The 23,956-nt window shown below is 70.5% G+C and carries 22 protein-coding genes; 9 read left to right on the forward strand and 13 right to left on the reverse strand.

Features of this window, described 5'->3' with window-relative positions; genetic code table 11:
* Positions 1-37 precede the first annotated feature (37 nt).
* Positions 38-2,290 carry a transglycosylase domain-containing protein gene (locus ABD708_RS19135; RefSeq protein ID WP_344757493.1) on the reverse strand — a complete coding sequence of 751 codons (2,253 nt, stop codon included), beginning with the start codon at positions 2,288-2,290 and terminating at the stop codon, positions 38-40.
* Between the two features lie 76 nt (positions 2,291-2,366).
* Between ABD708_RS19135 and ABD708_RS19140 the strand changes: the two genes are divergently transcribed.
* From ABD708_RS19140 to ABD708_RS19180, 9 genes are all read left to right on the forward strand, one after another.
* The gene (locus tag ABD708_RS19140) at positions 2,367-3,317 is read left to right on the forward strand and encodes a quinone oxidoreductase family protein (protein WP_344757495.1); all 951 of its coding nucleotides are present in this window, start codon (positions 2,367-2,369) and stop codon (positions 3,315-3,317) included.
* Positions 3,318-3,358: 41 nt separating this feature from the next.
* Complete coding sequence (locus tag ABD708_RS19145; RefSeq protein WP_344757497.1) at positions 3,359-4,510, forward strand: type III polyketide synthase; 1,152 nt, start codon at positions 3,359-3,361, stop codon at positions 4,508-4,510.
* On the forward strand, positions 4,507-5,265 hold the full coding sequence (locus tag ABD708_RS19150; protein ID WP_344757499.1) for a methyltransferase domain-containing protein: 759 nt from the start codon (positions 4,507-4,509) through the stop codon (positions 5,263-5,265). Before ABD708_RS19145 ends, ABD708_RS19150 begins: the two co-directional genes overlap by 4 nt.
* Positions 5,262-5,585, forward strand: coding sequence for a hypothetical protein (locus ABD708_RS19155; protein WP_344757501.1), 324 nt, complete (start codon positions 5,262-5,264; stop codon positions 5,583-5,585). Before ABD708_RS19150 ends, ABD708_RS19155 begins: the two co-directional genes overlap by 4 nt.
* A gap of 9 nt (positions 5,586-5,594) precedes the next feature.
* On the forward strand, positions 5,595-6,386 hold the full coding sequence (locus ABD708_RS19160; protein ID WP_344757503.1) for a nitroreductase family protein: 792 nt from the start codon (positions 5,595-5,597) through the stop codon (positions 6,384-6,386).
* Between the two features lie 43 nt (positions 6,387-6,429).
* Positions 6,430-7,425, forward strand: coding sequence for a helix-turn-helix domain-containing protein (locus ABD708_RS19165; protein ID WP_344757505.1), 996 nt, complete (start codon positions 6,430-6,432; stop codon positions 7,423-7,425).
* Positions 7,426-7,560: 135 nt separating this feature from the next.
* Positions 7,561-9,366, forward strand: a complete 1,806-nt coding sequence (locus ABD708_RS19170) for an FAD-dependent oxidoreductase (RefSeq protein ID WP_344757507.1) — start codon at positions 7,561-7,563, stop codon at positions 9,364-9,366.
* 14 nt (positions 9,367-9,380) lie between these two features.
* Positions 9,381-10,448 carry a maleylacetate reductase gene (locus ABD708_RS19175; protein ID WP_344757509.1) on the forward strand — a complete coding sequence of 356 codons (1,068 nt, stop codon included), beginning with the start codon at positions 9,381-9,383 and terminating at the stop codon, positions 10,446-10,448.
* A complete protein-coding gene (locus ABD708_RS19180) occupies positions 10,445-11,392 on the forward strand; it encodes a dioxygenase family protein (RefSeq protein WP_344757511.1) in 948 nt (315 codons plus the stop codon). The genes ABD708_RS19175 and ABD708_RS19180 overlap by 4 nt, the downstream gene beginning before the upstream one ends.
* Positions 11,393-11,429: 37 nt before the next feature.
* Here ABD708_RS19180 and ABD708_RS19185 read toward each other — a convergent pair whose 3' ends face one another.
* The 12 genes from ABD708_RS19185 to ABD708_RS19240 all read right to left on the reverse strand — a co-directional run.
* Positions 11,430-12,209: an IclR family transcriptional regulator domain-containing protein gene (locus ABD708_RS19185; protein ID WP_344757513.1), complete on the reverse strand. Its 780-nt coding sequence runs from the start codon at positions 12,207-12,209 to the stop codon at positions 11,430-11,432.
* A 5-nt stretch (positions 12,210-12,214) separates the two neighbouring features.
* Positions 12,215-13,390: a thiolase family protein gene (locus tag ABD708_RS19190; protein ID WP_344757515.1), complete on the reverse strand. Its 1,176-nt coding sequence runs from the start codon at positions 13,388-13,390 to the stop codon at positions 12,215-12,217.
* A complete protein-coding gene (locus ABD708_RS19195; protein ID WP_344757517.1) occupies positions 13,387-14,067 on the reverse strand; it encodes a 3-oxoacid CoA-transferase subunit B in 681 nt (226 codons plus the stop codon). Before ABD708_RS19195 ends, ABD708_RS19190 begins: the two co-directional genes overlap by 4 nt.
* Positions 14,064-14,810: a 3-oxoacid CoA-transferase subunit A gene (locus ABD708_RS19200; protein WP_344757519.1), complete on the reverse strand. Its 747-nt coding sequence runs from the start codon at positions 14,808-14,810 to the stop codon at positions 14,064-14,066. The genes ABD708_RS19195 and ABD708_RS19200 overlap by 4 nt, the downstream gene beginning before the upstream one ends.
* Positions 14,811-14,964: 154 nt before the next feature.
* Positions 14,965-16,923, reverse strand: a complete 1,959-nt coding sequence (locus tag ABD708_RS19205; protein ID WP_344757521.1) for an efflux RND transporter periplasmic adaptor subunit — start codon at positions 16,921-16,923, stop codon at positions 14,965-14,967.
* Complete coding sequence (locus ABD708_RS19210) at positions 16,916-17,845, reverse strand: DUF5666 domain-containing protein (protein ID WP_344757523.1); 930 nt, start codon at positions 17,843-17,845, stop codon at positions 16,916-16,918. The genes ABD708_RS19205 and ABD708_RS19210 overlap by 8 nt, the downstream gene beginning before the upstream one ends.
* Before the next feature lie 26 nt (positions 17,846-17,871).
* Entirely contained in the window at positions 17,872-19,095 is a 1,224-nt protein-coding gene (locus ABD708_RS19215) for an ABC transporter permease (RefSeq protein ID WP_344757525.1), read from the reverse strand.
* Between the two features lie 5 nt (positions 19,096-19,100).
* Entirely contained in the window at positions 19,101-19,862 is a 762-nt protein-coding gene (locus tag ABD708_RS19220) for an ABC transporter ATP-binding protein (protein WP_344757527.1), read from the reverse strand.
* Positions 19,862-21,193: an efflux RND transporter periplasmic adaptor subunit gene (locus ABD708_RS19225; protein WP_344757529.1), complete on the reverse strand. Its 1,332-nt coding sequence runs from the start codon at positions 21,191-21,193 to the stop codon at positions 19,862-19,864. Before ABD708_RS19225 ends, ABD708_RS19220 begins: the two co-directional genes overlap by 1 nt.
* Positions 21,194-21,454: 261 nt before the next feature.
* Complete coding sequence (locus ABD708_RS19230; protein ID WP_344757531.1) at positions 21,455-21,994, reverse strand: hypothetical protein; 540 nt, start codon at positions 21,992-21,994, stop codon at positions 21,455-21,457.
* The gene (locus ABD708_RS19235) at positions 21,987-23,474 is read right to left on the reverse strand and encodes an HNH endonuclease signature motif containing protein (RefSeq protein ID WP_344757533.1); all 1,488 of its coding nucleotides are present in this window, start codon (positions 23,472-23,474) and stop codon (positions 21,987-21,989) included. Before ABD708_RS19235 ends, ABD708_RS19230 begins: the two co-directional genes overlap by 8 nt.
* A gap of 350 nt (positions 23,475-23,824) precedes the next feature.
* Positions 23,825-23,956, reverse strand: a 132-nt coding sequence (locus ABD708_RS19240; protein WP_344757537.1) for an integrase core domain-containing protein, incomplete at its 5' end; no start/stop codon positions are given.

Genomic DNA, 23,956 nt, shown 5'->3' on the forward strand with positions numbered 1-23,956 from the left:
TCCCGTACCTGTGTGACGACCGGCTGGGGCAGGCGGGTCAGTGGCCGCCGTGGCCGCCACCGCCGTGGCCCGGCTGGGGCGGGGCGGGCGGGGCCGGTGCTGGGGGCGCAGGCGGGGCGGGCGCGGCCGGGGCGGGTGCCTTGGGCTTCGGCGCAGCCCGCTTCACGGCGCCGACGAGCGCCGGGTCGGGCGCCGGCAGCGGATTGCCGCCGAAGGCCGCATCGAGCACCGGCAGCAGCTCGTGCCCGATCGAGAACTTGGCCGTGTACCCGGTCGTGCCCTGCAGCAGGGGGAAGTGCTCGAGTCCGACCTGGCCGATCGAGTTGCCCACCCAGATCGCCGTCGTGTAGTTCGTCGACGAGGTGATCAGCCAGTTCTGCTGGTCGCCGTCGGTCGTGCCGGTCTTCGCGAACAGAGGCACGCCGTCGTTCGGGTTGGCGGTCGCCGCCGTCCCGCCCGGCTTCAACACGGACTGCAGGGCGTACTGCACCGTGTTGGCGATGTTCGAGGGGATGCTGCCGTGGCACGTCGACCCGGTGAACGGGACATCCTTGCCCGTGGCATCCGTGATCTTCGTCACTGCGACGGGCGTGCAGACGGTGCCGCCGTTCGAGAAGCCGGCGTATGCCTCCGCCATCGTGAGCGGCGAGATCTCGTTCGTCCCGAGGATCTCCGATGGGTACTCCAGGAAGGTGCCGCCGCTGCCGAGGTGGATTCCCATCGCCTTGGCGTTGTTGGCGATGCCGCACAGATCCACCTGCATGCCCATGTGGGCGTAGGCGGTGTTGATCGACTCCGCCGTCGCCTGCAGCACCGACATCGAGCCGGGCACCTTCTCGTTGTCGTTGTTCTGCACGGACCACTGCTGAGTCGGGGCGCCGATGTTGAAGCAGCTGTTGTGGAAGTCCCCGAAGGGAAAGACGCGGCCCGCCGTCGAGACGGACTGGTTCAGCGTGTGGCCCTCTTCCAGCCATTCGGCGAGGGTGAACGCCTTGAAGGTCGACCCGGTCTGGAATCCGATCGACCCTCCATAGCCCTGATCGGCGTTGTAGTTCACGCTCGTGATGCCGGGCTGGTCGCTGTTGCCGAAGTCGGTGTTCTGCACCATCGTGACGATCTGGCCCGTGCCCGGCTGGATGGTGACGTCCGCGCCGCCCAGGGAGACACCGGCCGCCGACTTCGGCACGTAGTCGCTGAGGGACTTCTGCGCCGCCTGCTGCAGGTCCAGGCGCAGCGGCGTGTGGATCTTGAGGCCCGCCGTGTTGAGCTCGGCGGCCCGGTCGGCCGGCGTCTTCCCGAGCTTCGGGTCGGCCAGCAGCTCGTCGCGCACGTAGGAGCAGTAGTAGGCGGCGTCGTACTGCGTGGCGGCGGAGCAGCCGGATGCCTGCGGCGTGATCTTGGGTGCGATGGGGGTCTTCACCGCCGCCTCGTACTGGGCCTGCGAGATCGAGTCGTGCGAGCGCATCTTGTCGAGCACGTAGTTGCGCCGCTCGAGGGTGAGGGCGTAGCCGTTCGCCTTGCCGTTCTTCGGGTTGCCCGGCTGGTCGATGCGCAGGTTCGACGGGTTGTTGAGGATCGCCACGAGAGTGGCCGCCTGCGGGATCGAGAGGTGCGCGGCATCCGTGTCGAAGTAGTACTTGGCGCCCGCCTGCACGCCGTACACCGTGCCGCCCAAACCGACGATGTTCAGGTAGCCGGTGAGCACCTGCTCCTTCGGGTACTGCCGATCGATGGCGGAGGCGTAGCGCATCTCCTGCAGCTTGCGCTGCGGGGTGATCTCGATTGCCTTGTTGTAGCAGGCGTCGACCGCCTTCTTTGTCGACAGCTGTTCGCACTCCTGCACGAGCACGTTCTTGACGTACTGCTGCGTGATCGTCGACCCGCCCTGGATGTTGTCGCCGTGGCCGAGCGCCGTCGCGAGCGTCGCGCGCACAGTGCCGATGATGTCGACGCCGCCCTCGGTGTAGAAGCGCGGGTCTTCCGTGTCGATCGCCGCGTCTTTCACGGTCTGCGCGATCTGGTCGGGGTTCACGTCGACCCGGTCCTCGGAGTAGAAGGTCGCGATCGGCACGTCGTGGCCCGTGCCGTCCTGCGCGTACATCGTGCTGATCTGCTGCGGGGTGTCGATCTTGAGGTAATCCGGCATCGCGAAGTAGGTGCCGAGCGTGCCCCGCACGCCGTCGGAGCCGATGACCGCAAACGGCGCCAGGGTGGCCGCGGCCAGCACCCCCGCCACCGCCGCCGCGACGACGAAGCCGATCAGTGCACCGAATCGACCGAGTATCCGCATCACTTCGACCCTATGCATGTCCCTCGAGCGAGGGGTACCCCTTTCAGCGCCTTCATCACCGCGACAGGATGAAGGGATGACGTTCCCTGAGGTTGCGAAAGCCGTTCTGATCACCCGCGCGGGCGGGCCCGAGGTGCTGGAGGTGCGCGATGTGCCCGTCGTGCCGCCGGGGCCGGGCGAGGTGCTGGTCCGTGTGCGCGCGGCCGGCGTGAACCCCGTCGACGCGAAGATCCGCAAGGGCACGCGCGGCGAGATCGCCGAGCCCAAGCGGATCGGGGCGGACGCCGCAGGCGAGGTCGTCGCGGTGGGCGAGGGCGCCCCCTTTGCGGTCGGGGACGCGGTGATCGGCTGGGGGCAGCCGGGCACCTACTCCGAATACGTCACGGGCCCCGCCGCCACGTGGACCGCCCTGCCCGCCGGGGTGAGCTTCGCGCAGGGTGCCGCGCTCGGCGTGCCCGCGTCGACCGCCTATCAGTGCCTGAAGTCGGCCGGCCTCGCCGCGGGCGAGACCCTGCTCGTGCACGCGGGCGCGGGTGCGGTCGGGCAGGCCGCGATCCAGTTCGCCAGGCTGTGGGGCGCGAGCGTCGTCGCCACGGCGAGCTCGCGCAACCATGACAGGCTGCGCGCGCTCGGCGCGGTGCCGGTCGCCTACGGCGACGGGCTGCTCGATCGGGTGCGCGCCGCCGCGTCGCAGGGCATCGACGTGGTGCTCGAGGCGGCGGGGACCCAGGAGGCGCTCGACGTGTCGCTCGCGCTGGTGGATGACCGCACGCGCATCGTCGAGATCGTCGTGCCCGGGTGGGCCGCCGAATACGGCGTGACCGTGTTCAGCGGCGGGCTGCCCGGGTCGATCACGCCCGAGGTGAGCGCGCTCCGCGACGAGGCGATCCCGTACACGGCCGCGCTGATCGCCGAGGGGCGTTTCGAGGTCGAGCTGGCCCAGAGCTTCCCGCTCGCCGAGGCCGCCCGCGCCCACGAGCTGATCGAGACGGGCCACCCGGGCGGCAAGATCGTGCTGAACCCCTGAGCATCCGTTCTCGTGTGCTCTCTCGGGAGGAGGATGCCGTCATGGCCGATGCCCGCATCGTCGCGATCGGCACCGCCGTGCCGCCCCACGTGGTGCCGCAGCGGGCCGCCCGCGAGATCCTGCTCGCGCAGCCCGGCCTCGGCCGGGTCGCGCAGCGGCTGATCGGCGCGGCGATCGACGGCTCGGCCATCGACGCGCGGCGCACGGTGATCGCGGAGTTCGCCGGGGTCGGGGGAGAGGCGGATGCCTGCGCGGAGGTCGCGCGCGAGGCATCCCCGGTGTCTCCTGCGTCACCCGTGTTCTTCGATGCCGCGACGTCGCGACTGCTGCGGCCGACGACGGGGCAGCGCAACGAGGAGTATGTGCGGCAGAGCCCGCCGCTGGCGCTCGCCGCGGCACGCTCGGCGCTGGCTTCCGCACCCGTCGCCGCCCGCGACGTGACGCATGTGATCACCGTGTCGTGCACCGGGTTCTTCGCGCCAGGGCCCGACGTCGCGCTCGTGCGCGGGCTGGGGCTGCGGACCGACGTGCGGCGGCTGCACGTGGGCTTCATGGGCTGCCACGGCGCGTTCCCGGCGCTGCGTGCGGCGGTCGACGCGTGCCGCGCCGACCCGGCGGCCGTGGTGCTCGTCGTCTGCGTCGAGCTGTGCACGCTGCACCTGCGCTCGTCGGAAGACCCCGATCAGATCGTGTCCGCCTCGGTGTTCGGCGATGGTGCGGCCGCTGCGATCGTGACCTCGCATCCGCGAGCGGGGCTGCGCATCGACGCGCTGCACTCTGAGCTCGCGGGGAAGGCGACCGAGGCCGAGCTCGCGTGGTCGATCGGCGACCAGGGCTTCGATCTCGCGCTCAGCTCGTATGTGCCGAAGCTGCTCGAGCATGAGATCGGGCCGGCGCTCGCGCCGCTCGACCCGGGCGAGAGCTGGTCGCGCATCGCGCACTGGGCGATCCACCCCGGCGGTCGCGCGATCCTCGACCGTGCGCAGCACGCGCTCGGCCTCTCGGACGCGCAGCTCGCGCCCTCGCGCGCCGTGCTGCGCGAGTTCGGCAACATGTCGTCGCCGACGGTGCTGTTCGTGCTCGAACGGGTGCTGCGCACCGCGCGAGCGGGGGAGCGCGTGGTCGCGACGGCGTTCGGACCGGGCGTGACGATCGAGAGCGCGCTGTTGACCGTCGATGGCGGTGAGAGTTGACGCTCGCAGCACGCGAACCGGGGCTCGCCGAGGTCATGGACGGGCCCTGCGACGAGGCGCGCCTGTTCGCCACCTACCGCCACTTCGCGCTCGCGAACCGCGTCGTGAGCGGGTGGCGGCGGGTCTACGTCGGGCGGGTGCGGCCGCTGCTCGCCGCGCGCTCGGCTGCGGTGCCCGCGCGGCTGCTCGACATCGGCTTCGGCGGCGGGGACATCCCGCGCGCGCTCGCAGCATGGGCGGATGCCGACGGCCTGCGTCTCGACGTCACCGCGGTCGACCCCGACGAGCGCGCCCTGCGGTTCGCCCGCGGCGTCGACCGCGGCGGGCGGGTGCGGTACCGCGCCGCGAGCGCGCGCGAGCTGCTCGCGGCGGGCGAGCGCTTCGACGTCGTCGTCTCGAATCATGTGCTGCACCACCTCGGGGAGGCCGAGCGCGGAGCGCTGCTCGCCGACAGCGCGGGCTTCGGGGCGCGGCTCATCGTGCACGACGACATCGAGCGCAGCCGGCTCGCCTACGCCGCGTGGGCCGTCGGCGCGCTGCCGTTCGCCGCGGACTCGTTCGCGCACGTCGACGGGCTGCGGTCGATCCGGCGCAGCTACGCGGCGCGCGAGCTCGCGGCGCTCGCGCCCGGCTGGCGCGTGGAGCGCATGTTCCCCTGGCGGCTGCTGCTGGTGCGCGCGACACACAGCGGCGACGACCCAGTGGGTCGTCGCGTGTCGCGCGCCGAGCGAGCTGTGCTCGCGAGGGACCTGTGATCGTCGGGGCGGCGCTGGCCGTGGCATCCGTCAGCTATCTCGCCAGCATCGCGCTGGGCATGCTGGTCGCGACGCGCCGCGTGGACTCTTCTCGGTTCCACTGGCTGCACCACGCGCTCTACACCTCCACCTTCGTGCTGGCCGCCGCGGCGGTGGCCGCCGGGCTCTGGCGCGAGCCGCGCGTCGGGTGGGTGCTGCTTCCCGCGCTCGTGCCGTTCGCGCTGATCCCGTTCGTGGGAACGCATGGCGTGCGGCATCCGATCACGGGCCTCGTGCCCGCGCCGTTCTATCTCGCCGCAGCGGTCGCGCTGCTCGCCTAGGAGGAAGACGTGGAGTTCCTTGACGTCGTGCGCCGCCGGAAGACGACGAACGGGCCGTTCCTGCCTGACCCGGTCTCCGAAGAGCATCAGCGGCTGCTGATCGAGGCCGCCAGCCGCGCCCCGAGCCAGCTGAACAGCCAGCCGTGGCGCTTCGTGCTCGTGGAAGACAAGAACACGATCGAGCAGATCGCCGAGATCAGCGGCACGAGCATGACGACGGCGATGTCGAACGGCACCTTCTTCGAGCGGTACAAGCCGTACTTCCGCTTCTCGCAGGCCGAGATGGAGGAGAAGCGCAGCGGCATGCTGTTCGACAAGCTGCCCGCGCCGCTGCGCCCCTTCACCTCGCAGGCGTTCACCCCGCGCGGGCAGAAGCTGATGAACCTGCTGCGCGTGCCGCAGACCCTCGGCGACGAGAACCGGAAGCTCGTCGCCGGCTCGCCGCTGCTGATCGGGGTGATGCTCGACCGCAGCGAGAACCGGCCGGGCGAGCTGTCGTCGTTCTACTCGGTGTTCAGCATGGGCGCCGCGATGGAGAACATCTGGCTGACGACGGTCGAGCTCGGCATGGGCATCCAGTTCATCTCGTTCCCGATGGAGGCGCCGGGGCAGTGGGAGCGCATCGTGTCGCTGCTGCGGGTGCCGGATTCACTGGAGCTCATGGCGGTGTATCGGCTCGGCTACGTGCCCGAGCACGCGCGGCGGCCGGCGATCGACTGGACCTCGCACGAGCGCAAGCTGCCGTCGCAGTTCGTGTTCCGCGAGTCGTGCGAGACGCCGCAGCAGGGCTGGGACGGGTAGTCTGCCCTGCAACGAGCTGAGGCCTCACGCAATGGAGCGACGGATGACGACGGCAGCGCAGGTGGCGCGCGGAACCGCGCCGCGCGGCCGGTCCATGACCGACCGGCGGACCGATGTGGAGTTCTTCAGCACGGCCGGCCTCGCCGACCGGGAACGCGTCGAGCGGTGGGAGGAGCACAACGAGCGCGCCCTCATCGGGCTCAGCTGCCGGGCGCTCGACGAGCGTCCGCTCGAGGCACGCGAGCTGAACGTCAGCCTGCCCGAACTGCGCCTCGCCGAGGTCGCCGCGGGCGCGCACCTCGTCGAGCGCACCCGGCGTGAGATCGAGCGGGCCGCCATGGAGGGCGTCGCGCTCTACTTCAGCCTGCACGGCGAGGCGTTCTTCTACCACGAGAACGGCGTGCTGCTGCAGCAGCCGGGCACCCTGCTGGTCGCGGATGTCTCGATGCCCTTCATGCGCGGCTTCGCGCGCGGTCTCGAGGAATACGTGCTCACGGTGCCCCGCGCCGTGTTCGAGGCGGTCACGGAGCGAGCGATGCCCGCCTCTCCGATCACGATGAGCTTCGGCGACGCCCCCGGCGGCGATGCGGCGGCGGCCGAGCTGGCGCGGCTCGTGCAGCGCACGCTCGTCGACCCGGACCCGCAGGCGTACGCGGCGACGGAGGAATCCGCGCTGGAGCTGCTGCGCGCCATGTTCTCGAGCGACGGCGCCCATTCCGCGGCGTCCTACCGCAGGGCCGCGATCGCCGTCATCGAACGGCAGCTGCGCGACCCCGGTCTGTCCGTGGCCCGCGTCGCGGCGGCGGTCGGCGTGTCGGAGCGGCACCTCGCGCGGGCGTTCAGCGAGGCCGGCACGGGCGTTGCGCGCACGATCCTCGAGCGGCGCCTCGACCTCGCGCACCGGCTGCTGACGAGCCGGGGCACCGCGCCGGTCGCGGAGATCGCGGCATACTGCGGCTTCGCCTCGCCTGCCCACTTCGCCCGCGTCTTCCGCGAGCGCTTCGAGCTGAGCCCCGCCGAGGTGCGCTCGCGCGGGTGACGGCCGCACCCGTGCGGTCGCTTGCCCGAACGGGACATGGGCTTGCCCGTTTCGGACATCCGGGCGCGCTCGCCGCACCGCGGCCTCATGCTGGAGGCAGCCACGCCGGTGTGGCCGGGTCTGGGAGGACTGCAGATGGCGGTATTCAACGACGGGATCTCGGAGACCTCGCTGCCCCAGGGCGACCTCGTCGAGACGGACGTCCTGATCGTGGGCTCGGGTCCCAGCGGCGCCTCCGCCGCGCTCGCGCTGTCGACCTACGGCATCCCGAACATCATGATCACCAAGTACCGGTGGACCGCGAACACGCCACGGGCGCACATCACCAATCAGCGCGCCATGGAGTTCTTCCGCGACATGGGCATCGAGGAGCAGGTCAAGAGGGACTCCACCCCGCACGCTCTGATCGGCGACACCGTCTTCTGCACCTCGATCGCCGGGGAGGAGCTCGGGCGCATCCTCACCTGGGGCACGAGTCCCGCGCGCGAGGCCGATTACGTCGCCGCGTCGCCGACGCTCAACTGCGACATCCCGCAGACCTACCTCGAGCCGATCCTCGTCGCCAACGCGACCAAGCGCGGCACCCAGACGCGCTTCTCGAGCGAGTACGTGTCGCACGTGCAGGACGAGGACGGCGTGACGACGACCGTGCTCGACCGGGCGACCGGCCTGCGGTACCGCATCCGATCCCGGTACCTGATCGGCGCCGACGGAGCGCGCAGCAAAGTCGCCGCCGACCTCGGCCTGCCGAGCGAGGGCGCGATGGACATCGCCGGCTCGATGAACATCACCTTCAAAGCAGACCTCGAGGAGCTCGTCGGCCATCGCCCCTCTGTGCTCTACTGGGTCGTCCAGCCGGGCGCGAACGTCGGCGGCATCGGCGCCGGGCTCGTGCGCATGGTGCGGCCGTGGAACGAGTGGCTGATCGTGTGGGGCTATGACATCACGCAGCCGCCGCCCGTCGTCGATCACGACGCCGCCGTGCAGATCGTGCGCAATCTGCTCGGGATGCCCGAGCTCGAGCCGGAAATCACAGGGACGAGCCTGTGGGGGAACAACGAGTGGTACGCCACGAGGCTGCAGCGCGGCCGGGTGTTCTGCGTCGGCGACGCGATTCATCGGCATCCGCCGTCGAATGGCCTCGGCTCGAACACCTCGGTGCAGGACTCCTACAACCTGGCGTGGAAGCTCGCCGCGGTGCTGCGCGGACAGGCGGGTTCCGCGCTGCTTGACACGTACACGGCCGAGCGGGCGCCCGTCGCGAAGCAGATCGTGACCCGTGCGAACAAATCGGCGCGCGAGTTCGGCGATTTCTTCGAGGCGCTCGGCATCACGCGCGTCGCGACGATGGAGGAGATGCTCGCCGAGATCGAGGAGCGCAAGGCGGACACGCCTGCCGGTCTCGCCAAGCGCGAGGCGCTGCACAGGGCGATGGAGACCAAGCACTACGAGTTCAACGCCCACGGCGTCGAGCTCGGTCAGTTCTACACGTCATCGGCCGTGGTCTCGGACGGTTCCGTGAAACCCGCGCCGAGCCGCGACCCCGAGCTGTATTACGAGCCGTCGACGGTGCCGGGCTCACCCCTGCCGCACGCGTGGCTCGGCATCGGCACGCGCAAGCACTCGACCCTCGACCTCGCGCCCTCGACGCAGTTCACGGTGTTCACCGGCATCAGCGGTCAGGCATGGGCGGATGCCGCGGCGAAGGTCGGTGCGAGGCTCGGCCTGCCGATCGGGGCGGTCGTGATCGGGCCGGGTCAGGGCGTGACCGACCTCTACCACGACTGGGCGAAGCTGCGCGGCATCGATGAGGACGGCGTGCTGCTGGTGCGCCCGGACAAGATCATCGCCTGGCGCTCGAAGAGCCTCGTCGCCGACCCCGAGCGCACGCTCGAGGACGTGCTGAGCACGCTCCTGAGCCGCGTTCCGGCCGTGGCGTGACGGAGGGTTCCGGAATGGGCATCGCCTTCGACCACACGACACTCGGCCAGCGCGTCGTCTTCGGCACAGGGCAGGGCGTGGAGAACACGGTCGCGCAGCTCGCCGAGCTCGGCAGCGAGCGCGTGATGCTGATCGCGGGCGTCTCTGCCGCAGAGACCGCGGATGCGATCGCCGCACGGATTCCGGTCGCGGTGCGCATCGGCGAGGTCGTGCAGCACGTGCCGGTCGAGAACGCGAACAGGGCGACGGATGCCGCCCTCGCGCACGGCGTCGACGCGATCCTCGCCGTCGGCGGCGGCTCGTCGACCGGTCTGGCGAAGGCGGTCGCACTCCGCACCGCTCTGCCGATCGTGGCGCTGCCGACGACGTTCGCCGGCAGCGAGGCCACGAGCGTGTGGGGCCTGACCGAGAACGAGCGGAAGACCACGGGCACCGACCCGCGCGTGCTGCCGAAGGTCGTCGTCTACGACGCCGGGCTGCTCACCACCCTGCCGTCCCGATTGGCGAAGGCCTCGGGCCTCAACGCGATCGCGCACGCGATCGACGGATTCTGGGCGCCGCGCGCCGACCCGATCAACCGCGCCATGGGCACGGAGGGGCTGGGCGCGCTGGTCGGCGGCCTGCGGGCGCTGCCCTCCGGCGAGATCGACGCCGTCGAGCAGACGCTCTACGGCGCGTACCTCGCCGCCGTCGCGTTCGCCTCGGCCGGCAGCGGGATGCACCACAAGATCTGCCACGTGCTCGGCGGCCGTTTCGGCCTGAATCACGCCGAGCTGCACGCGGTCGTGCTCGGCTACGTGACGGCGTTCAACGCGCCGGCCGCCCCCGACGCCGCACGGCGCGTCTCGCAGGCGTTCGACGGCGTGCCCGCCGGGGAGGCGCTGTTCCGGTTCCGAGCCGAGATCGGCGCGCCGACGTCGCTCGCCGAGCTCGGACTCGCCGAGCGCGACCTTCCCGAAGCGGCGGCCCTCGCGCTGGAGGCGATCCCGCCGTCGAACCCCCGGCCCGTCACCCAGGCCGAGCTGGAGAAGCTCCTGCGGCTCGCGTGGGCGGGCGAGCCCGTCTCGAAAGGACAGCTATGACCGACGCGATGATCCCTGGTGCGAGCGAGCACCACGGCGGCCCCGGCGCGCCGATCTCCGCCGAGCAGGCGCGCCGCGAGCAGGAGCTGACCGACCGCGTCGTCGCCTCGTTCGCGAACACGCCGGGCAACCCGCGGCTCAAGTACCTGATGGAGACGTTCGTGAAGCACGCCCACGCCTTCGTGCGCGAGGTGCGGCTCACCGAGCAGGAGTGGAACCTCTGGATCGACTTCCTGACCAAGGCGGGCCACATCACGGACGACCGCCGTCAGGAGTTCGTGCTGCTCTCCGACGTCCTCGGCATCTCGATGCAGACCATCGCCGTGAACAACGAGGCGTACCGCGACGCGACCGAGGCCACGGTGTTCGGGCCGTTCTTCGTCGACGACGCCCCGCTGATCGAGAACGGCGGCGACATCGCCGGCGGCGCGCCCGGCGAGCCGAGCTGGGTCGAGGGGACCGTCACCGACACCGACGGCACGCCGATCCCCGGCGCCCGCATCGAGGTGTGGGAGGCCGACGACGAGGGGCTCTACGACGTGCAGCACACGGAGGAGCAGCAGGTGTACGGCCGCGCGCACCTGTTCAGCGACGAGCACGGCGGCTACCGCTTCTGGGGCCTCACGCCGACGCCGTACCCGATCCCGAACGACGGCCCCGTCGGCAAGCTGCTCGACGCCGTCGGGCGCTCGCCCTATCGCGCCGCGCACCTGCACTTCATGGTGGTCGCGGAGGGGTATCGCACGCTCGTCACGCACATCTTCGTCGAGGGCGACCCGCAGCTGGAGCGCGGCGATTCGGTCTTCGGCGTGAAGGACTCGCTCATCAAGACCTTCAGCCGCCACGAGGCCGGCGAGCCGACGCCCGACGGGCGGCAGCTGCCGCCGGACCGGAGCTGGAGCAGCGTGCGCTTCGACATCGTCCTCGCCCCGCAGGGGGCCTGAAAGCGGCATGCGGCCCCGGCCGGCCGGTTGCGGCGCGTCAGCCGCCCGCGAGCTCGAGGTCGCGGCTGATCGCGGCGGCGGTTGCCTGCAGGGCGGGCACGAACTCGTCCCTGATGCGCTCGAGCGTCGACGCGCTCGCCGTGGTCGAGACGTTGACCGCGCCGACGACCGCGCCACGGCGGGTCAGCGGCGCGGCGACGGACCTGAGCCCCGGCTCGAGCTCCTGGTCGACGATCGCCCAGCCGCGCTCCCGGGTCGCGTCGAGCTCTTTCCGCAGCGCCGCCGGGTCGGTGAGGGTGGTGCTCGTGAGGGCCTCGGGGCGCAGTGCGGCGAGGTACCCATCGCGTGCGGCATCCGTCAGCCCGGCGATCAGCACGCGGCCCATGCTCGTCGCGTACGCCGGGAAGCGGGTGCCGATCGTGATCGCCGTGCGCATGATGCGGTGCGTGGGCACGCGCGCGACGTACACGATGTCAGGGCCGTCGAGAACGGATGCCGACGTCGATTCCCCGAGCGCGCGCGAGAGCTCCTCGAGATGCGGCTGGGCGAGTTCGGGCAGCTCCTGGCTGCTGAGGTAGGAGAAGCCGAGCTCGAGCACCCGCGGGGTGAGCGCGAACAGGCGCCCGTCGGTGCGCACGTAGCCGAGCGCGAGCAGCGTGTGCAGGAAGCGTCGCGTGGCCGCACGGCTGAAGCCCGTGGCAGTGGCGAGCTCGCTGAGGCTGAGCTCGGGCCGCTCGGCGCCGAACGCCCGGATGACCGCGAGGCCGCGGGCGAGCGACTGGACGAACTCGCGCTCGGGGGCGGCCTCGTCGGTCATGTCGCCTATCGTTCCAGAACGACGGCGAGGCCCTGACCCACTCCGATGCAGATCGCGGCGACCGCGACGCCGCCGCCGCGGCGCTTCAGCTCGTGGGCCGCGTGCCCGATGATGCGGCCGCCCGAGGCGCCGAGCGGATGCCCGATCGCGAGTGCCCCGCCGTGCATGTTGACCTTCTCGGAGTCGAGGTCTGGCCAGCCCTTGATGTCGGCGAGCACCTGCGAGGCGAAGGCCTCGTTGAGCTCGACGAGGTCGACGTCGGCCCAGGTGCGGCCGGCCTTGGCGAGCGCCGTGTTGGCGGCCTCGATGGGGGCGAGGGGGAACACGTCGGGGTCGACGCCGTGGGCGGCGCGGGCGGCGATGCGCGCGAGCGGCTCGGTCTCGAGGGCGCCCTCGACGCCCACCAAGATGGCCGAGGCGCCGTCGTTGATGGGGCTCGAGTTGCCGGCGGTGACGGTGCCCTGGCCCGCCGGTGCGAACAGCGGGCGCAGGCCGGCGAGCTTCTCGAGGCTCGTGTCGTCGCGGATGCCCTCGTCACGGGCGAGCTCGGCGCCCGGCACCTGCACGATCTCGGCGTCGTAGCGGCCCTCGGCCCAGGCCGCGGCGGCGAGCTGGTGCGAGCGCAGCGCCCAGGCGTCCTGCGCCTCGCGGGTGAGGCCGGTGAGCTGGGCGACCTTCTCGGCGGATTCGCCGTTGGAGATGGTCCATTCCTTCGGCAGCTTCGGGTTGACCATGCGCCAGCCGATGCTCGTGTTCCACAGCGTCTGGTTGCCGGTCGCGGGCCAGCCCTTCGGGGACTTCTCGACGATGAAGGGGGCGCGGCTCATGGACTCGACGCCGCCGGCGAGCACGATGCCGGCATCCCCGGTCTCGACCGCGCGCGCGGCCTGGATGACCGCCTCCATGCTGGAGGAGCACAGCCGGTTGACCGTCACGCCCGTCACGCTCGTCGGGAAGCCTGCGAGGAGGGCGCCGAAGCGGGCGACGTTCCGGTTGTCCTCGCCGGCCTGGTTGGCATCGCCGAAGATCACATCGTCGACGGATGCCGGATCGAGGCCGTTGCGCTCGACGACCGCCTTCATGACCACGGCGGCGAGGTCGTCGGGGCGGATGCCCGACAGCGCTCCGCCCGCACGGCCGAACGGGGTGCGGACGGCGTCGTAGACGAAGGACGCGGTCATGATGCCTCCTGGGTGTTGGCGCGGGTGCGGGTGTTGTCGGCGGCTGTGCCATCCACCAGTGTGAGCCCGGTGAGCTCGCGCAGCTCATCGATGGTCGTGTCGAAGGCCTCGGTCACGGTGAAGCCGCCAGGGGTCACGTCGAAGACCGCGCGGTCGGTGTAGACGCGGGTCACGCAGCCGACGCCCGTGAGCGGGTAGCTGCAGGCGGCGACGAGCTTGCTCTCGCCGTTCTTCGTGAGCAGGTCGGTCATGACGAAGACCTGCTTGGCGCCGATCGCGAGGTCCATCGCGCCGCCGACGGCGGGGATCGCGCCCGGTGCGCCCGTCGACCAGTTGGCGAGGTCGCCGTTCTCGGCCACCTGGAAGGCGCCGAGCACGCACACGTCGATGTGGCCGCCGCGCATCATGCCGAAGCTGTCGGCGTGGTGGAAGTACGCGGCGCCGGGAAGCTCTGTGACGGGGATCTTGCCCGCGTTGATGAGGTCGGGATCGATGCGCCCTGCCTCGGGCTGCGGGCCCATGCCGAGCATGCCGTTCTCGGTATGCAGGATGATCTCGGCATCGCTCGGCAGATAGTCGCTGATGAGCGTCGGGGCGCCGATGCCGAGGTTGACGTATGCCCCCTCGGGAATGTCCTGCGCGATGCGCGCGGCGAGCTGCTTGCGGTCGAGGCTCATGCTGCGCCCTCCTTCCGGTCGCCGCGGTGGCCCTCGGCGTCGTCCGCGCCGACGAAGACGCCGTCTTCGAGCCAGGCGCGCTCGCCGACGGCGACGACGCGGTCGACGAAGATGCCCGGCGTGACGACGGCCTCGGGGTCGAGTTCGCCGACGGGGACGACGGCGTCGACCTGCACGATGCTGGTCGCCGCGGCGGCGGCCATGATCGGCCCGAAGTTGCGGCTCGTCTTGCGGTAGATGACGTTGCCGAGCCGGTCGGCGAGGTAGCCGCCGATGAGCGCGTAGTCGGCGCGGATCGGGTACTCGAGCACGTAGTCCCTGCCGTCGATCTTCCGGGTCTCCTTGCCCTCGGCAAGCGGCGTGCCGAAGCCCGTCGGGGTGAAGAAGGCGCCGATGCCGGCGCCCGCGGCGCGGATGCGCTCGGCGAGGTTGCCCTGCGGCACCAGCTCGAGCTCGATCTTGCCGTCGCGATACAGCCCGTCGAACACCCAGGAGTCGACCTGGCGGGGGAACGAGCAGATGATCTTCCGCACGCGGCCCTTTGCCAGCAGCCGTGCGAGCCCGACGTCGCCGTTGCCCGCGTTGTTGTTCACGATCGTGAGCCCGCTCGCGCCCTGCTCGATGAGCGCGTCGATGAGTTCGACCGGCTGGCCGGCGCGCCCGAAGCCGCTGATCATGACGGTCGCGCCGTCTTCTATGCCGGAAACCGCGGCCGCGGCATCCGCCCGCTCCTTGTCGATCACTCGCCACCTCGTCGTGTCATGTCGCTGCACGTGTTCGCTATGCGAACAGACGTTCTTTCTGCGAACAGCCTAGCGCGAGAGTGCCTGACACGGAAGACGACAAGGCCCCTCGGCGCAGGAGGTCGCCGAGGGGTCTGGGTTGTCGTTGGGCGCGTCAGCCGCCCTGCCGGGGCTGGAAGTTCCCGCCCCCGAAACCACCGCCGCCGAAGCCGCCGCCGGTGCCCGGCACGCGAGTGCCGCCGCCGAGGCCGCCCAGGCCACCGCCGGTGCTGCTGGTGCTCGAGCTGTCGCTCGAGACCGTTGACGAGAGGTCGGCGAGGACCACCTGGTCGCCGGCCGAGAGCCCGCTCGTGATCTGCACACGATCGGAGCCGACCGCGCCCACCTTGACCGTGCGGCTCGTCTCCTTGCCGTCGGCCAGCACGTCGACCGTGTAGCTGTTCCCGGTGCCGAGATGCACCGCAGAGCTCGGCACGGTGAGCACATCGCGCGCCGTGTCGACGTCGACCGTCGTGCGGGCGGAGGCGCCGTTGAGCAGCCCGCTCGCCGGGTCGGTGATCGACAGCGTCACGTCGTACGACGGCGTGGAGGAGTCGGTCGCGGTGTTGAGGAATCCGATGGACGAGACCTTCGCGTGCTGGGTGCCGGAAACGCCCGAAACGGTGACGTCCGCGGTCTGTCCGACCTTCAGCGGCCCGATGGCGCTCGCGGTGGCCGAGGTGTCGATGACCCACCCGTCGTCGCCGATCACGCTGATCACCTCACTGGTCGAGCCGGCACTCACCGACGAGCCCGCCGAGATGCCCACCGCCGCGACGGTGCCCGCGATCGGCGTGGTGAGAGTGGCGAGGCCGACGTTTTGCTGAGCGACGGCCAGGTTCGCCTGGGCGGAGGCGAGGGATGCCTGATCGGAGACGATGTCCTCGGCGGTCGCCACCTGGGTGGTCTTGGTCCCTGTGCTGCCTCCGCTGCTTGAGCCGCTTCCGTTTCCGCTTCTGCTGCCGGTGCCGGTGCCGGTTCCATTTCCGGAGCCGCTGCCTGTGCTGCCCTCGCTCGGTGCGCTGCCCGAGCGGCTCGGTGCGCCCGAGGTGCCGGAGCCACCCGACGACGAACCCGAGCCGCCGGCGCTCGGCTTCGTGGGCGTGCTCGGCGAGCTGGGGGAGGACCCGCTGCTCTGCCCGGCCGCGTCGGCGTCGTTCTGCAGCTTGGTCACGGCGTTGTCGAGGGCCGACTCCGCCGCGGTGATCTTGGTCTGCAACTCGTTCAGCGCGCTCAGCTCGGTGCCGAGCTGGGTCAGCGCCTCGGCGACGCTGGTGCTCGTGTCGCCGGCGTCCGTGGAGGACAGCGCCGCGGTCACGGCGTCCTGGCATGCCGTGAGATCGGTGTCCGCCGTCGCCTGGTCGGTGCCCGCGGGCAGCGCGGTGAACACGGCGCAGGCGCCGTTGCTGTCCCCGAGGCCGGTGAGTGTCGCCTGCACCGCGGTCAGCTGGGCCTTGACGTCGTTGGTGACGGCATCGACGCCGCTCGTGCCCGTGTACAGGTCGATCAGAGCGGCTTGCGCGGCCTGCACGGCCTTCACGTCGGCGGCGATGGTCGAGTTCGCGCTCGATTTCGTCGGTGTGGCCGCGGCGACGAAGGTCGCGGTGGCGAGGGCGTCATCCGGGGCATCCGTCGCCGCGGCCGCGTCCGCTGTGCTCGACGTGCTCGTGCTCGCGCTCGACGTCTGCGAGGCGAGGTCGTCGTTCAGCTTCTGCTGGGCGGTGGTGACCGCCTGCTGCGACTGGGTGACCTCATCGTTCAGCGTGCTCGCGTCGAGCGTCGCGAGAGTCTGGCCGGCCGTGACCTTGTCGCCCACCTTGACGTCGACACCCGAGACCGTGCCCGAGACCTGGAACGCCCGATCGGAGCGCGTCGCCGAGGCGACCGTGCCGGCGAGGGATGCGGTCTGTGTGACATCCGCCTTCTCCGCCGAGGCCAGCCGGTAGCTGGGGGTGTCGGGGCGCAGAGCCGCCCAGGCGGCGGTGCCGCCGGCGAGGCAGATCACCACGCCGACCGACACCCCGGCGATGATTCGACCCCGCCGACGGACGCGAGCGCGCTTCGGGTCAGCCATTGCTGCTGCCCGAGCTGCTGCCGTTGCTGCCGTTGCCGCCGTTGCCGCCGTTGCCGCCGTTTCCGCCACGGCCTCCGCCGAAGCCGCGTCCGCCGAAGCCGGTCTCGCAGCTGCCGTTCACGGGCGCCGACACGGTGATCGCGGTCGCAGCGACGGTGCCCGTGTCGTCCGCCTTGCCGCGGGCGACCACGCACTGCCCGACCACGAGGTCGGAGCTCGCGCCGCTCTGCTGCTCGGTATACGTCGTCGAGCTGTCGACCGTGACGGTCTTCGAGCTCGTCTTCTGGGTCTGGAAGTCGAGCGCGTCGACGGTGATGGACGAACCGGTGACCGCGGTCACCTTGCCGTTGGTCGGCAGCACGAAGTTGCCGCCGCGGCCGCCGCTCGGCGCACCGGAGGGGAAGTTCGACGGCCGGCTGCTCGGACGGTTGGTGGGTTGTCCGCTCGGGCGCTGGCCGCCCTGCCCACCGAAGCCGGCGTCGCAGCTGCCGTTCGTCGGCTGTGAGATCGCGACGGTGCTCACGGCGCTGCTGGCCGAGCTAGATGAGCTGGATGAGCTCGACGAGCCCTGTGACGGCCTCGTGCTGGCCGTGACGCACTCCCCGACCTTCACGGCAGAGAGTGCGACGTCGACGGTCTTCGTGATCGTCGTGGACGAGCTGACGTCGACCGCGGTCTGTGACGAGCTGGACTGCACCTGCAGCGTGCTGCCGTTGACCGCGGCGATCTCACCCGTCGTGCCACCGCCGCCGAAGCCGCCCTGACCACCCGCGCCGCCCTGGCCTTGACCCTGCGTCGGGCTGCTGCTCTTCGACGTGCTCGAAGCGCCGGTCGACGAGTTCGACGAGCAGCCGGTCAGCACCAGTGCGGCGCCGACCACCAGTGCCGAAGCAGTGGCGACGATGGAGAATTTGCTGTTCATTGTTGAATTCCTCATGGTTCTGTGCGCTACTCGGTGCGCAATGCGTCGATGGGCGCGAGCCGCGCCGCGCGGGTGGCCGGATAGACCCCGAAGATGATCCCGATGCCGATCGAGACGATGAGCGAGAGCCCGATCGCCAGCCCGGAGACCTCGATCGACGAGCCGATCACGCCGGGCAGCACGAGCGCCGCGACGATACCCAAAGCGGCGCCGATGATGCCGCCGGTGAGGCCGAGCGTGCCTGCCTCGACCAGGAACTGGTTGCGGATCGCCCCAGGCGGTGCGCCGAGCGCCTTGCGCAGGCCGATCTCGCGGGTCCGCTCCGAGACCGACACGAGCATGATGTTCATCACGCCGATGCCGCCCACCAGCAGCGACAGCGCGGCGATGCCCGTGAGCAGGATCGTCAGCGTCTTGTACACGCTGGTCGCCGCCCCGACGAGCGCGTCCTGGCTCGAGATCGTGAAGTCCGCATCATCGGCCGAGGCGATGTTGTGCCGGTTCAGCAGCAGCGCCTTGGCCTCCTGGTAGGCGGCCGGCAGGGCATCCGCCGATTTCGCCTGCAGGTAGACCGTCGAGACCGAGTTCGCCTGCGAGCCGCCGACGAGATTCGAGGCCATCGTCGACAGCGGCACGAGGGCCGTGTCATCGAGGTTGCTCGTCGAGTTGGAGCCGGAAGACGCGAGCACGCCGATCACCTGGAAGGTCTGCGAGTCGATCGTCACACTCTGGCCGACGACGCGGGTCGAGCCGAACAGCTCGGTCGCGGTCTCGGAGCCGAGGACGACGACGGATGCCTCGTCGGCCTGGTCCTTCGCGGTGATGAAGGTGCCCTCCGACAGCGTGCGGTTGCGCACGCTCGTGTAGGACGGCGTCACGCCGACCACCGTGGTCGTCCAGTTGGTCGATCCTGCCGTGAGCTCCTGCGACGACGACTTCTCGGCGTCGACCCCGGCGATATCGGGCGCGTTCACCTTCGACGACAGCGCGGTCGCGTCGGCCTCGGTCAGCGTCGAGCCCGTGCCGAAGCCGCCGCGCACGCCCGTCGACGAGGTCGACGAGCCGGGCGAGACGATCAGCAGATTCGAGCCGAGCGAGGAGATCTGGCTCGACACATCCTTCTGGGTGCCGAGGCCGAGGCCGACCGTCAGGATGACGGCGGCAATGCCGATGAGGATGCCGAGCACCGTGAGCGCCGAGCGCATCTTGTGGCTGCCGATCGCGGACCACGAGGTCCGCGCAGTCTCCATCCAGTTCATGCTGCGTGACCCCCCATCAGATGCGTGGGCGTATTGGGCTCGTCGCTCGTGACCTGGCCGTCGCGCACGTGCACGATGCGGCGGCTGCGCTGGGCGACGTCGGTCTCGTGCGTGATCAGCACGATCGTGCGACCGCTCTCATGCAGTTCATCGAGCAACGCGAGCACGTCCTCGGTGGACTGCGAGTCGAGGTTCCCCGTCGGCTCGTCGGCGAGGATCATGGTCGGTTCGGTCACGAGTGCCCGCGCGACGGCGACGCGCTGCTGCTGGCCCCCCGAGAGCTGGCCGGGCTTGTTGTCGATCCGGTCGCCGAGGCCGACGCGCTCGAGGGCTGCGACGGCGCGCCGGCGGCGCTCGTCGCGATGCACCCCGGCATAGACCATCGGCAGTTCGACATTCCGCCAGGCCGACAGACTCGGCAGCAGGTGGAACTGCTGGAACACGAAGCCGATGCGCTTGTTGCGCACGTCGGCGAGGTCGATCTCGTCGAGATCCTCGACGTTCTCGCCGGCGAGCAGGTACGAGCCGCTGGTGAGCGTGTCGAGGCAGCCGAGGATGTTCATGACCGTCGACTTGCCGCTGCCCGACGGACCCACCACGGCGACGTACTCGCCCGCGTTGATGTCGAGGTCGATGCCGCGCAGGGCCTCGAACTCGATCGAGCCGGTCTTGTAGGTCTTGCGTGCGGCAGTGAGCTGGATGACGGGTTCGCTGCTTCCGGGCGCGCGGAAGACGGGCATGACGGATGCCTCAGCCATCAGTTGCCCGCACCGGAGGGGCGCTGGAAGTTGCCGGTCGTGCCGGTACCGCTGCCGCCGAATCCGCCGCCGAATCCGGTGCCGCCGCCGGGGAATCCGCCCGTGCCGCCGCCGAATCCGCCCCGCCCGGTCTGACCGGTCCTGCCGTTCTGGCCGCTCTGACCGGTGCCACCCGTCGTGCCCGTCGGGCGCGTGAACTTCAGCACGATCTTGTCGCCGGACTTCAGGCCGTCGGTGATCTGCGTGTACTGGCCGCTCTGAATACCGGTCTTGACCGTGGTCTGCACCTGCTTGCCGCCCACCAGCTGGGTGACGGTCGAGGCGCCGTTCGACTGGCTGATCGCGAGGCTCGGCACGACGAGGGCGTCCGCGATCTGCTTGTAGATGACCTTGGCCGTCACCGAGACGCCGTCGTAGAGGTTGTCCGGCTTCCCGGTCACCTGCACATCGACGGGGTAGGTGGCGGCTCCCGAGCTGGTCGACGGAAGCAGCCCGATCGAGCTCACAGTGCCGAAGAAGGAGGGGTTCTCGCTGGTCGAGAGGGTGACCTGGTTGCCGACCTTGATGTTCTTCACCTGGGTGGCCGAGACGCTGATCTCGGTCGTCCACGAGTCGGTGCCGGTGATCTCGAAGGCGCTGCTCGAGCTGGAGGACGACGACGAAGAGGACGAGCCGGTGCTCGGGCTGCTGGACGGCGACGAGCCCGAGCCCGAGCGGGACGAGCTCGAGCTCGACGCCCCGGTGCTGCTGCTCGACGATGAGCCCGACGAACCGGAGACGGAATCGTCGACCGCGACGTTGACGGCTGTGACCACGCCGGCGACGGGCGCCTTGAGGGTGGTGCCGTCGACCTCTTTCTGGGCGGAGTCGACGGATGCCTGTGCGACATCCACCGCCGCCTGATCGGCGGCGATCTGGGCCGTGGCTGTGGCGGAGCCGTCGCTCGCGGCCTGGTCAGACGCGAGCTTCGCCTGGTCGCTCGCGAGCGTCGCCTTCGCCTGCGCGAGGTCGGCGTCGGCCTGCGTCGTCGTGACGGTGCCGAGCGTGTCGCCGGCCTTCACGGTCTGCCCGGCCTTGACGTCGACGGCGGTGACCGTGCCGGAGGGCACGAAGTCCACCTGCTGGTCGACGGTGGGGGAGAGGGTGCCGGTGCCGGAGACGGACTGCTGGAGAGTCTGCGTCGACACGGTCAGAGTCGTCGAGGTGGCGGGCGCCGCGTTGGCGTCGGTCTTGTGTGCGAATCCGAACCACCAGACGGCGGCGCCCGCGACGACGACAACGACGACGGCCGTAATGATCCACGTTCGTGGACGTGTGAGGAGGGCCATCATGTCGCTCACTGTGCTGGCCCGATCTGAGACGAGAGAATCGCTCGCCTATGGCCCGGATAAGAAGTCGATGGACGCACGGATGCCGCACCGCACCTAGGCTTCAGACCATGCTGATCGTCCGCGTCGCCGAGCTGATCGCCGTACTGGCGTTGGCCGCCGCGGCATGGGCAGTTGTTCGAACGGCGCTCGAGTCACTGCGCCGTCGGCGTCGCTGAGAGGTCCTCCGGGCAACGCACCGCATCCCCCACCCGTCGTGCCCCCTTACGCTGCCGTTTCGCGCTCCCGCCCGACCGCCTCGGCCAGCGCCGCGATGAACTGCTCGCGGTAGCGCCCGCGCGGGAACGGCACCGGCGCATCGTGCAGCACCGTGAGCCCTGCCTTCTCGAGCCCCGGCCCCAACGCGCGGAACCCCGAGTTGAAAGCGATCACCACACCCTCAGGCTGAAGGGCCACGGCCCGCTCGATCGCGGACTTCGCGAACCGCGCCGTCAGATGCGGCCGCTCGCCGCGGCTGTACGCGCCGACGGGGAACGGGATGGTCTCGATCACGTAGACGCCTTCGTCGCGCAAGCGTGCGAGATAGGGCGCCTTGTCGGCGCCCGCCGGGGGGAACTCCCCGTCGAAGTACACATCGACCACCGCCCGGAACAGCGGATCCCAGCTGACGACGTTCGGCGAGTAGAAGAACTCGTGCTTCGAGTCGGCCGCGAGCTCGGGTGCGGCCTCATCGATGATCAGCACCTTCACGCGCTCGGGCAGCCACTGCTGGCGCAGCTGCTCGTACCAGGGTTCCTCAGCCATCGGTGCTCACCTTTCCATTCAACCGCGCGTGCTCGCTGCGCATCGGGCCGCCGAGCCGCGTCATCACCCCGGATTTGGAACTCAATGGCACGGGTGCCCGCCCCGGCCAGCGCAGGAAGTAGACAGACCCCTGCCGTGAGATGCGCGCCCCGTGATTGTGGACGGTCAGATGATGGAACTTGCAAAGCAGGATTCCATCTCTTGTCTCCGTCTTCCGATTCAGCAGACTCTCGCCCCACGGATTGTCGTGGTGCGCCTCGCACTCGCCCGGTGGCCTCGTGCAACCCGGCCACCGGCATCCGCCGTCGCGCACGGTCATTGCCCGGCGCTGCTTCGCGGTGAATAGCCGCTGGTCCTTCCCGACGTCGATCGCCGCGCCGCTCTCATCGAAGAGCACAGGCGTGAAGGTGCCGGTGCAGATCGACCGCAGCGCGGCCATCGCCGACACCGGCTGGCCGCCGCCGACCCACGCCACGCCGGCCGCGCCGCCGGGGGCCGCTTCCTTCGCCTTCCGAAGCTCGTCGGTCGTGACGACGATCGAGACGTGGGGCGCTGCCTTCCCGAACGCACCCGTCGCCGACTCCGCGGCGACGCCGGCGACGAAGATGCCCGCGAACTCGTCGACGAGCAACTGCTCATTGGTCCGCGGGTCCTGCTCGAGCTCTGCCGCTCGTGCGATCTCCTCCTCGGTGCGGAACCGCGGACCGCCGAGTCGCGGCGAAAGCCGCCTGCTCAGCGGGCCCCACAGCGCGGCATCGGTCTCGGGGTCGAGCTCGAGGTCCCACTTCCAGTTCCCGCTGCGCAACTGCCGCCGCTTCAGCGAACGCGCTTCGAACCGCGCCCGCGCATCGGCGTCTGCGGCGGCCGCGTCGAGGTTCGCGCGCAGGCGTCCCGCCGCGCGCGCCAGGTCTTCCGCCGTCCATTCGGAAGCCCACGCCTCGCCGATCAGAGCGAGGGCGGCGTGCCGCCAGGCGTCGGCGAGTGCCGCCGATCGTGGCGACCCCAGCCCCGAGCGCAGCGCCTCGCCCTGATCGGCCGAGAGCCACTCGTTGCGCACGGCGACCGCGATCGGCGCTTCCCACTCGCCGGCCAGCGCTGCAAGCGCGGCGAGATCGCGCGGTCCCGGCCCCGCATCGACGGCGGGCGCCAGGGACTCCGCCGTCTCGAGCAACCCGCCGGTACGCACCAGCCTCTTCGCCTCCGCGATCGACGACCCTGTGAGCTTCTGCACGAACTCCGGCCCGTTCCGCAGCCCGTTCGACTGCGCGAGCCCGGCCGCCCCCAGCTCACGAGCTGAGCGGCGGTCGATGTCGGTGGCTGCGAGTGAACTGGTCGCAGCGACCTTGCGTGAGAGCGCGCCCAGCTCGGCCATCAGCGCCGTCACCTCCGGGTCGGACAGCTGCGCGATCTGCTCGGCGCACGGCAGGGCGGAGACGACCACCGTGGTCGCCTCTCGCACCGCATCAAGCACCGAACTCATGCAACAGAGATTACCGGCGAGTCCTGACATTAGGAAGCGAAATATCGAATGTGTGTACAACTCGCGAGAAGTCGACCCTGTGAGCGGAAAGAGCTCACCGCTGCGAGAGCGGCGACTAGTCCGCGACCCCGCCAAGCATCTCGGCGAGGTGTCCATGCCAGTCCGACGGACGAGCGGGCCGATTTGTGACATGGGCCCAGACGTGCCCGGACAGAGAAGAACCCCGCTGGTCCGACCACCAGCGGGGCACTTCTCATAGCCTCCCACTTCGGGGGACGTGTGAACGGCAGATGACCGGGTCTTTACCGAACTGTAAGGCAATGCCCGGCAAGCATCTGAGCGGCGTCCGCCTAGGTGTAGTTCCTCGTGAGGTTGTGAACGCGGTCTGATGGGGTTTGGCCGTCGATACCGGTGTGGGGTCGGTGGTGATTGTAGTGATGGACCCATCGTTGGTAGTCGGCGGCTCTGGTCTCGTCTGAGTC

Source organism: Gryllotalpicola koreensis (genome assembly GCF_039538185.1).
Lineage (GTDB): Bacteria > Actinomycetota > Actinomycetes > Actinomycetales > Microbacteriaceae > Gryllotalpicola > Gryllotalpicola koreensis.

Excerpts from the sequence above, each read along its gene's own strand:
- ABD708_RS19135 (WP_344757493.1), bottom strand. The coding sequence starts at position 2,290 with ATGCGGATACTCGGTCGATTCGGTGCACTGATCGGCTTCGTCGTCGCG.
- ABD708_RS19140 (WP_344757495.1), top strand. The coding sequence starts at position 2,367 with ATGACGTTCCCTGAGGTTGCGAAAGCCGTTCTGATCACCCGCGCGGGC.
- ABD708_RS19145 (WP_344757497.1), top strand. The coding sequence starts at position 3,359 with ATGGCCGATGCCCGCATCGTCGCGATCGGCACCGCCGTGCCGCCCCAC.
- ABD708_RS19165 (WP_344757505.1), top strand. The coding sequence starts at position 6,430 with ATGACGACGGCAGCGCAGGTGGCGCGCGGAACCGCGCCGCGCGGCCGG.
- ABD708_RS19170 (WP_344757507.1), top strand. The coding sequence starts at position 7,561 with ATGGCGGTATTCAACGACGGGATCTCGGAGACCTCGCTGCCCCAGGGC.
- ABD708_RS19175 (WP_344757509.1), top strand. The coding sequence starts at position 9,381 with ATGGGCATCGCCTTCGACCACACGACACTCGGCCAGCGCGTCGTCTTC.
- ABD708_RS19180 (WP_344757511.1), top strand. The coding sequence starts at position 10,445 with ATGACCGACGCGATGATCCCTGGTGCGAGCGAGCACCACGGCGGCCCC.
- ABD708_RS19185 (WP_344757513.1), bottom strand. The coding sequence starts at position 12,209 with ATGACCGACGAGGCCGCCCCCGAGCGCGAGTTCGTCCAGTCGCTCGCC.
- ABD708_RS19190 (WP_344757515.1), bottom strand. The coding sequence starts at position 13,390 with ATGACCGCGTCCTTCGTCTACGACGCCGTCCGCACCCCGTTCGGCCGT.
- ABD708_RS19195 (WP_344757517.1), bottom strand. The coding sequence starts at position 14,067 with ATGAGCCTCGACCGCAAGCAGCTCGCCGCGCGCATCGCGCAGGACATT.
- ABD708_RS19205 (WP_344757521.1), bottom strand. The coding sequence starts at position 16,923 with ATGGCTGACCCGAAGCGCGCTCGCGTCCGTCGGCGGGGTCGAATCATC.
- ABD708_RS19210 (WP_344757523.1), bottom strand. The coding sequence starts at position 17,845 with ATGAACAGCAAATTCTCCATCGTCGCCACTGCTTCGGCACTGGTGGTC.
- ABD708_RS19215 (WP_344757525.1), bottom strand. The coding sequence starts at position 19,095 with ATGGAGACTGCGCGGACCTCGTGGTCCGCGATCGGCAGCCACAAGATG.
- ABD708_RS19220 (WP_344757527.1), bottom strand. The coding sequence starts at position 19,862 with ATGGCTGAGGCATCCGTCATGCCCGTCTTCCGCGCGCCCGGAAGCAGC.
- ABD708_RS19225 (WP_344757529.1), bottom strand. The coding sequence starts at position 21,193 with ATGATGGCCCTCCTCACACGTCCACGAACGTGGATCATTACGGCCGTC.
- ABD708_RS19230 (WP_344757531.1), bottom strand. The coding sequence starts at position 21,994 with ATGGCTGAGGAACCCTGGTACGAGCAGCTGCGCCAGCAGTGGCTGCCC.
- ABD708_RS19235 (WP_344757533.1), bottom strand. The coding sequence starts at position 23,474 with ATGAGTTCGGTGCTTGATGCGGTGCGAGAGGCGACCACGGTGGTCGTC.